Source organism: Rahnella bruchi (genome assembly GCF_003614975.1).
GTDB classification, from domain to species: Bacteria; Pseudomonadota; Gammaproteobacteria; order Enterobacterales; family Enterobacteriaceae; genus Rahnella; species Rahnella bruchi.
Window position 1 is genome coordinate 18,877 of the sequence record NZ_QZWI01000028.1, and the last position, 8,239, is coordinate 27,115.

Genomic DNA, 8,239 nt, shown 5'->3' on the forward strand with positions numbered 1-8,239 from the left:
TGATTAACAGGCAGGTGCCCCTGTGATCAGTGCGAATTCGAGTGCTTACTCGTCTTCCAGCTCGATGTTGATACCCAGAGAACGGATTTCTTTCAACAGTACGTTGAAGGATTCCGGCATGCCTGGTTCCATACGATGATCGCCATCTACGATGTTTTTATACATCTTAGTACGGCCGTTCACGTCATCGGACTTAACAGTCAGCATTTCCTGCAGGGTATAGGCGGCACCGTATGCTTCCAGTGCCCACACTTCCATCTCACCGAAGCGCTGACCACCGAACTGAGCTTTACCACCCAGCGGCTGCTGAGTAACAAGGCTGTAAGAACCGGTAGAACGCGCGTGCATCTTATCGTCAACAAGGTGGTTCAGTTTCAGCATGTACATGTAGCCGACGGTAACCTGACGCTCAAATTGCTCGCCGGTACGGCCGTCAAACAGTGTGATCTGACCAGAGGTTGGGACTCCGCCCATTTCAAGCAGTTGCTTAATCTCTGTCTCTTTCGCACCGTCGAAGACTGGTGTCGCGATTGGCATACCTTTTTTCAGGTTCTCAGCCAGACGCAGTACTTCGTCATCGGTGAAGGTGTTCAGATCAACTTTCTGACGTACGTCGTCGCCCAGATCATAGGCACGCTGGATGAACTCGCGCAGCTTAGAAACTTCTTCGTGTTTCTTCAGCATGGCATTGATCTTTTCACCAATACCTTTCGCGGCCATACCCAGGTGGGTTTCCAAAATCTGACCAATGTTCATACGTGATGGAACGCCCAGCGGGTTCAGTACGATATCAACAGGAGTCCCGTTTTCATCGTAAGGCATATCTTCGATCGGGTTGATCTTGGAGATAACACCTTTGTTACCGTGGCGGCCTGCCATCTTGTCACCAGGCTGGATTTGACGTTTAACGGCCAAATACACTTTAACGATTTTCAGCACACCTGGTGCCAGATCATCGCCCTGAGTGATTTTACGACGCTTAGCTTCGAGTTTTTTCTCAAACTCAGATTTCAGTTCGTCGTACTGTTCAGCAAGCTGTTCCAACTGATTCTGTTTGTCTTCGTCAGTCAGTGACAGTTCTAACCAACGATCGCGAGGCAATTTGCCCAGCTTGTCAGCTTCAACACCGCCAGCAACCAGCGCAGACTGGATACGTGCAAACAGACCAGCTTCCAGGATCTGCAGCTCTTCAGTCAGGTCTTTCTTAGCCTGCTTCAGCTGCATTTCTTCGATTTCTAACGCACGCTTGTCTTTTTCCACGCCATCGCGGGTAAAGACCTGCACGTCAATAATCGTACCGGAAACGCCGTTTGGTACACGCAGAGAAGAGTCTTTAACGTCAGACGCTTTCTCACCGAAGATCGCACGCAACAGTTTCTCTTCTGGCGTCAGTTGGGTTTCGCCTTTAGGCGTTACCTTACCAACCAGAATATCACCGCCGGTCACTTCAGCACCGATATAAACGATACCGGATTCATCCAGTTTGGAGAGCGCAGCTTCACCCACGTTAGGGATGTCAGCGGTGATCTCTTCCGGCCCCAGCTTGGTGTCACGGGACACACATGCCAGTTCCTGAATATGGATGGTCGTGAAGCGGTCTTCCTGCACAACACGTTCGGAGACTAAGATGGAGTCTTCGAAGTTGTAACCGTTCCAAGGCATGAACGCGACACGCATGTTCTGACCCAGTGCCAGTTCGCCCAGATCTGTTGACGGACCATCTGCCAGCACGTCGCCGCGCTCGATAGGTTCGCCCAGATTCACACACGGCATCTGGTTGATGCAGGTGTTCTGGTTAGAACGGGTATATTTGGTCAGGTTATAAATGTCGATACCTGCTTCGCCCGGGTACATCTCTTCTTCGTTAACACGAATAACGATACGGGATGCATCCACGTACTGAACAATACCGCCACGTTTCGCTACGGCTGTAACACCGGAGTCAACCGCAACCGCACGTTCCATACCTGTACCCACCAGCGGCTTATCAGCACGCAGAGTAGGAACAGCCTGACGTTGCATGTTCGCACCCATCAATGCACGGTTGGCGTCATCGTGTTCCAGGAATGGAATCAGAGATGCACCAACAGAAACGATCTGCTGGGTGGAAACGTCCATGTAGTCAACCTGATCGCGGCTAAACAGGCTTGATTCGCCTTTGCTACGACAAGTGACTAAATCTTCCAGGAAGTGGCCTTCGTCATCCAGGTTGGAGTTCGCCTGAGCGATAACAAAGTTGCCTTCTTCGATGGCAGACAGGTAGTTAATTTCATCGGTAACCATACCTTCACGCACACGGCGGTAAGGGGTTTCCAGGAAACCATACTCATTGGTCTGTGCATACACAGACAAGGAGTTGATCAGACCGATGTTTGGACCTTCTGGCGTTTCGATTGGACATACGCGACCGTAGTGAGTCGGGTGTACGTCTCGAACTTCAAAGCCAGCACGCTCACGGGTCAAACCGCCCGGGCCCAATGCAGAGATACGACGTTTGTGCGTGATCTCAGACAACGGGTTGTTCTGGTCCATAAATTGTGACAGCTGGCTTGAGCCGAAGAACTCTTTCACCGCGGCCGAAATCGGCTTCGCGTTGATCATGTCCTGAGGCATCAGAGTGTCGAGGTCGCCAAGAGACAGACGCTCTTTAACAGCACGCTCAACACGAACCAACCCTACACGGAATTGGTTTTCAGCCATTTCACCGACGGAACGAATACGACGGTTGCCCAAGTGGTCGATATCATCCACTTCGCCCTGGCCGTTACGAATCCCGATCAGTTTAATCATGACCTGGATGATGTCGTCTTTGCTCAGGATACCTGAACCTTCGATTTCATCACGCAGCAGAGAACGGTTGAACTTCATACGACCAACAGCAGACAGGTCGTAACGATCTTCAGAGAAGAACAAGTTCTCGAACAGGCTTTCAGCCGCTTCACGCGTTGGTGGCTCACCAGGACGCATCATTCGATAGATCTCAACCAGTGCGCTCAGGCGATCGCTGGTTGGGTCGACGCGAATGGTCTCGGACATGTACGCGCCATGATCGAGGTCGTTGGTGAACAGCGTTTCAATGGTTTTGTGACCGGACTGGCTGAGCTTAGCCAGCAGATCCAGAGACAATTCCATGTTAGCCGGGACGATCAGCTCACCGGTATTGGTGTCGATGTAGTCTTTAGAGACTACTTTCCCTGCGATGTACTCAACAGGAACTTCGATGCGCTGAATTTCGTCTTTTTCAAGCTGACGAATATGACGGGCAGTGATGCGGCGGCCTTTTTCTACATAGACTTTGCCGTCAGCTTCGATATCAAAGGAAGCTGTTTCACCACGCAGGCGCTCAGGTACCAGCTCCATCTGCAACTTATTGTCGCGGATCTGGTAAGTCACCTTGTCAAAGAACAGGTCAAGGATCTGTTCAGTCGTGTAATTTAATGCACGCAGAATGATGGTCGCAGGCAATTTACGGCGACGGTCAATACGCACAAACAGGTTGTCTTTCGGGTCAAACTCGAAATCTAACCATGAACCGCGGTAAGGGATGATACGTGCGTTATAGAGCACTTTACCCGATGAATGGGTTTTACCCTTATCGCTGTCGAAGAATACGCCCGGACTACGGTGCAGCTGAGATACGATAACCCTCTCAGTACCGTTAATCACAAAGGTACCATTTTCGGTCATGAGCGGAATTTCGCCCATATAGACTTCTTGTTCCTTGATGTCTTTGACCGTACCTTCTGGCGCTTCACGTTCGTAGATTACCAGGCGCAGTTTCACGCGCAGTGGCGCGGAGAACGTCACACCACGGATCTGGCATTCTTTAACGTCGAATACAGGCTCACCAAGACGGTAGCTAACGTATTGCAGCTCAGAGTTACCGCTGTAGCTCTTTATAGGGAATACAGAACGGAATGCAGCTTCCAGCCCGTATTGGCCTTCCGGATCTTGCTCGATAAACTTCTGGAACGAGTCAAGCTGGATAGAAAGGAGATATGGAATGTCCAGAACTTGTGGACGTTTACCAAAATCCTTACGAATGCGTTTTTTCTCGGTATAGGAGTAAACCATAGGGTTCCTCAGCTCGCTGATCAGTGACCCAATCTTGTCTGCCCTGAGAAGGACAGTTCATGCAACACCGTTTATGTCGACCGGAAAGCAGAAACGCTTCCCGCCATATCTGTTTTCTACCACTCTTAAATCATTTCGTTGTGCGTTATCTGTAGATGAGCTACAGCAAGGGGCATCAATATATTAAGGCGTCTATAGAAAGAGATATTAGAGTAGTTCAGTGCTCAAACAGTGTGAAACACCACTGACACTCTATAGCGCAAAAAGGCTGGTGACTAAAAAGTCACCAGCCATCAGTCTGTTAGGACAGACTGCACTCCGGGAAGTTAAACTTACTTAACTTCAACAGAAGCACCAGCTTCTTCCAGAGATTTTTTCAGAGCTTCAGCGTCGTCTTTGCTGATGCCTTCTTTCAGAGCTGCTGGAGCAGACTCAACCAGGTCTTTAGCTTCTTTCAGACCCAGGCCAGTTGCGGTACGAACAGCTTTGATAACTGCAACTTTGTTCGCGCCAACAGCGGCCAGAACAACGTCGAACTCAGTTTTTTCTTCAACAGCTTCAGCAGCAGCAGCAGGACCTGCAACAGCAGCAGCAGCAGAAACGCCGAATTTTTCTTCCATAGCGGAGATCAGTTCAACGATTTCCATTACAGACAGAGCTGCAACGCCTTCAATGATTTGTTCTTTAGTGATTGACATTTCAAGTGTTCCTAGAATTCAGAAATAGTGTATACGTAAGCAAATGAACGAGAAAAGAAAGGCTGATTAAGCAGCTTCTTTCTGATCGCGTACAGCAGCCAGAGTGCGAACCAATTTGCCTGCAGAGGCTTCTTTCATGGTTGCCATCAGGCGTGCGATTGCTTCTTCGTAAGTAGGCAGAGTTGCCAAGCGGTCAATTTGAGCCGCAGAGATAAACTCACCTTCAAAGGCCGCAGCTTTAACCTCAAATTTTGCATTCGCTTTAGCGAAATCTTTGAACAGACGGGCAGCAGCGCCTGGGTGTTCAGTAGAGAATGCAATCAAGGTTGGACCGACAAACGTGTCTTTCAGGCACTCAAACTGAGTACCTTCTACGACGCGACGCATCAAGGTGTTACGAACAACACGCATGTAAACGCCAGCTTCACGACCTGCTTTACGCAGTTCAGTCATTTTATCTACAGTTACGCCACGGGAATCCGCAACAACCGCAGACAGCGCGCCTTTGGCTACTTCGATGACTTCAGCAACAATCGCTTGTTTGTCTTGAAGATTTAATGCCATTAGCTTTTTGCTCCTGGATTTAGCCGGGGAAAATCCCCGGAACTCACATCACTTGTTATCGAGAATCGATATCAAGCGTTCAAACACGGTGAGCAGAGAATCCAGCAAAGACAAATCTTAATTCTTTATAAAAAAGACAAAGAAATATTTTCTTCAGGCTCTGTCACCGTCTACGCAGGAAGGATTAAGCCCTTTTCAGAGCACCTGCGGTCTTGGACGGAGGCCTGGATAGGCCAGGCTCCAACCGAAAAATCTTGGTTTCGCATTAACGAAACAACGGGCCATAGATTCTAGACAAATCTATCGCCCGCGTAAAGCGATAAACGTCAGCAGTTAATTAGTTAACTGTTGCGCTCAGGCCGCTTTGATCAACAGAAAGACCAGCGCCCATTGTAGTGGACAGGCTTACTTTCTTGATGAAAACGCCTTTTGCCTGAGAAGGCTTCGCTTTTTTCAGAGCGACCAACAGAGCTTCCAGGTTTTCTTTCAGCTTGTCGGATTCGAAATCAACCTTACCGATAGTGGTATGGATGATGCCGTTTTTGTCGTTACGGTAACGAACCTGACCCGCTTTAGCGTTCTTAACCGCTTCAGCAACGTTAGGAGTTACAGTACCAACTTTCGGGTTAGGCATCAGACCGCGTGGGCCCAGAACCTGACCTAATTGGCCAACAACGCGCATTGCATCTGGAGATGCGATAACAACGTCGAAGTTCATTTCGCCTTTCTTGATCATGTCTGCCAGATCTTCCATACCTACCAGCTCAGCGCCTGCAGCTTTAGCAGCTTCAGCGTTTGCACCTTGGGTGAAGACGGCAACGCGAACAGAACGACCGGTGCCGTGTGGCAGTACGGTTGCGCCGCGAACGTTTTGATCAGATTTACGAGCGTCGATGCCGAGGTTAACAGCAACGTCAACGCTTTCTACGAATTTAGCAGTGGCCAGCTCTTTGAGCAGAGCAACGGCTTCGGTGATGTCATACTGTTTAGTAGCATCAACTTTGTCACGGATCACGCGCATGCGCTTGGTCAGCTTAGCCATTTATTAATCCTCCACTACCAGGCCCATGGAACGAGCAGTACCTTCGATGGAGCGAGTCATCGCTTCAACGTCAGAACCAGTCATGTCCGCAGCTTTGGTTTCTGCGATTTCACGAACCTGAGCACTCGTTACTTTACCCACTTTGTCTTTGTTCGGCTTGCCGGAACCAGACTTGATACCAGCCGCTTTCTTCAGCAGTACTGCTGCAGGAGGGGTTTTGGTAATGAAGGTGAAAGAACGGTCAGAATAAACAGTAATAACAACAGGAATTGGCAGGCCTTTTTCCATGCTATCAGTCTTAGCATTGAACGCCTTACAGAATTCCATGATGTTCACGCCTTGTTGACCCAGAGCTGGACCAACTGGCGGACTTGGGTTTGCCATACCAGCTGAAACTTGCAGCTTGACGTAGGCTTGTACTTTCTTGGCCATGGTAAATATCCTCGTTTGGGTAATATCGCCTGTTTGAAGAGGCTCCCCGTTATTTACAGTACTTTGTTCTTTATAATTTATGTGCAGAGGCTGCACATAAAAACAAAAGGCGCGAAATTATAGTTCAATTTCGCGCCTTGTACAACATCTGTTCTAATGAATATTTAGAAAGCTGTTGTTAGCCTTTTTCAACCTGACCGAAGTCCAGTTCAACCGGTGTTGCACGGCCAAATATGGATACAGACACTTTCAGGCGGCTTTTCTCGTAATCAACTTCTTCGACCACACCATTGAAGTCCGCAAACGGACCGTCGTTAACACGTACCAGTTCACCTGGTTCAAACAATGTTTTCGGACGTGGCTTATCACCCACTTGTTGCAGGCGATTCATGATCGCATCAACTTCTTTATCGCTGATTGGTGCAGGACGATCTGACGTTCCGCCAATGAAGCCCATTACACGAGGAACGCTGCGAACTAAGTGCCAGCTGGCGTCATTCATTACCATCTGTACCAGCACATAACCCGGGAAGAATTTACGTTCACTTTTACGGCGCTGGCCACCACGGATCTCAACCACTTCTTCGGTTGGAACCATGACTTCACCAAACAGTTCTTCCATGTCATGTAATTTGATGTGCTCACGCAGCGATTGCGCTACGCGGCCTTCAAAGCCAGAAAACGCCTGAACGACGTACCAACGTTTTTTAGGTGCTTCAGACATTTAGAACCTCAAGCCAGTAATGAAAGATACCAGGCGGACTAAAATACCATCCAGCCCCCACAGAATCAGAGACATAACGGCAGTCACCGCAGCAACGATCAGTGTGGTATGCAATGTTTCCTGGCGCGTTGGCCAAATGACTTTACGTACTTCAGTACGCGCTTCACGAGCAAACGCGACTGTCGCCTTGCCTTTAGTGGTCAATAAAGCCACTGCACCCGCAATTGCGATAATAACTACTACGGCTAACGCGCGTAACGGCAGGCTGTATGCACGGTAATAATAGTTACCGACAATAGCTACAACCAACAAAACGGCAACAACCAGCCACTTTACCGCTTCCAGGCCGCGCCCGCTCCCTTGAGCCTCGGTATTCGCACTCATAAACCAACCCGTCACAATGATTCAGAACAAACAACTTTGCCTCGCATTGCGAGGCAAACCAAACCGATCGATGCTCTACTTGAGCGCAATTCGGTGTTTTACGCTATATCTCAGAGCCTATCTCACCAGTGATTATGACGTAAAAATCGCTGATGAGATAGGTTCTAGCGCCACAGCGTAGAAAAAAGGGCATCGAATGATGCCCTTTTAGTGTGTATTGCGTCAACGAATAGTGACAAAAAACTATCAGCGATTAAGCGATAACTTTAGCAACAACACCAGCACCTACAGTACGGCCGCCTTCACGGATTGCGAAACGCA

General features: G+C 49.0%; 8 protein-coding genes. All 8 read right to left on the reverse strand.

Annotated features, from left to right (window positions below):
• Positions 1-45 precede the first annotated feature (45 nt).
• Entirely contained in the window at positions 46-4,074 is a 4,029-nt protein-coding gene (gene rpoB, locus D5398_RS24515; RefSeq protein ID WP_120135115.1) for a DNA-directed RNA polymerase subunit beta, read from the reverse strand.
• Between the two features lie 332 nt (positions 4,075-4,406).
• The gene (rplL, locus tag D5398_RS24520) at positions 4,407-4,772 is read right to left on the reverse strand and encodes a 50S ribosomal protein L7/L12 (RefSeq protein ID WP_013577410.1); all 366 of its coding nucleotides are present in this window, start codon (positions 4,770-4,772) and stop codon (positions 4,407-4,409) included.
• A gap of 66 nt (positions 4,773-4,838) precedes the next feature.
• The gene (gene rplJ, locus D5398_RS24525; protein WP_013577411.1) at positions 4,839-5,336 is read right to left on the reverse strand and encodes a 50S ribosomal protein L10; all 498 of its coding nucleotides are present in this window, start codon (positions 5,334-5,336) and stop codon (positions 4,839-4,841) included.
• Positions 5,337-5,673: 337 nt separating this feature from the next.
• A complete protein-coding gene (gene rplA / locus D5398_RS24530; RefSeq protein ID WP_095924284.1) occupies positions 5,674-6,378 on the reverse strand; it encodes a 50S ribosomal protein L1 in 705 nt (234 codons plus the stop codon).
• 3 nt (positions 6,379-6,381) lie between these two features.
• The gene (rplK, locus tag D5398_RS24535; RefSeq protein WP_120135112.1) at positions 6,382-6,810 is read right to left on the reverse strand and encodes a 50S ribosomal protein L11; all 429 of its coding nucleotides are present in this window, start codon (positions 6,808-6,810) and stop codon (positions 6,382-6,384) included.
• Positions 6,811-6,988: 178 nt separating this feature from the next.
• Positions 6,989-7,534, reverse strand: coding sequence for a transcription termination/antitermination protein NusG (nusG, locus tag D5398_RS24540; protein WP_009639145.1), 546 nt, complete (start codon positions 7,532-7,534; stop codon positions 6,989-6,991).
• Positions 7,535-7,918, reverse strand: a complete 384-nt coding sequence (gene secE / locus D5398_RS24545) for a preprotein translocase subunit SecE (RefSeq protein ID WP_034794996.1) — start codon at positions 7,916-7,918, stop codon at positions 7,535-7,537.
• A 253-nt stretch (positions 7,919-8,171) separates the two neighbouring features.
• Positions 8,172-8,239: EF-Tu C-terminal domain-related protein (locus D5398_RS25870; protein WP_130634147.1), on the reverse strand; the 68-nt coding region annotated here is incomplete at its 5' end.

Coding starts and splice junctions, on each gene's coding strand:
- rpoB (WP_120135115.1), bottom strand. CDS start 4,074: ATGGTTTACTCCTATACCGAGAAAAAACGCATTCGTAAGGATTTTGGT.
- rplK (WP_120135112.1), bottom strand. CDS start 6,810: ATGGCCAAGAAAGTACAAGCCTACGTCAAGCTGCAAGTTTCAGCTGGT.
- rplL (WP_013577410.1), bottom strand. CDS start 4,772: ATGTCAATCACTAAAGAACAAATCATTGAAGGCGTTGCAGCTCTGTCT.
- secE (WP_034794996.1), bottom strand. CDS start 7,918: ATGAGTGCGAATACCGAGGCTCAAGGGAGCGGGCGCGGCCTGGAAGCG.
- rplJ (WP_013577411.1), bottom strand. CDS start 5,336: ATGGCATTAAATCTTCAAGACAAACAAGCGATTGTTGCTGAAGTCATC.
- rplA (WP_095924284.1), bottom strand. CDS start 6,378: ATGGCTAAGCTGACCAAGCGCATGCGCGTGATCCGTGACAAAGTTGAT.
- nusG (WP_009639145.1), bottom strand. CDS start 7,534: ATGTCTGAAGCACCTAAAAAACGTTGGTACGTCGTTCAGGCGTTTTCT.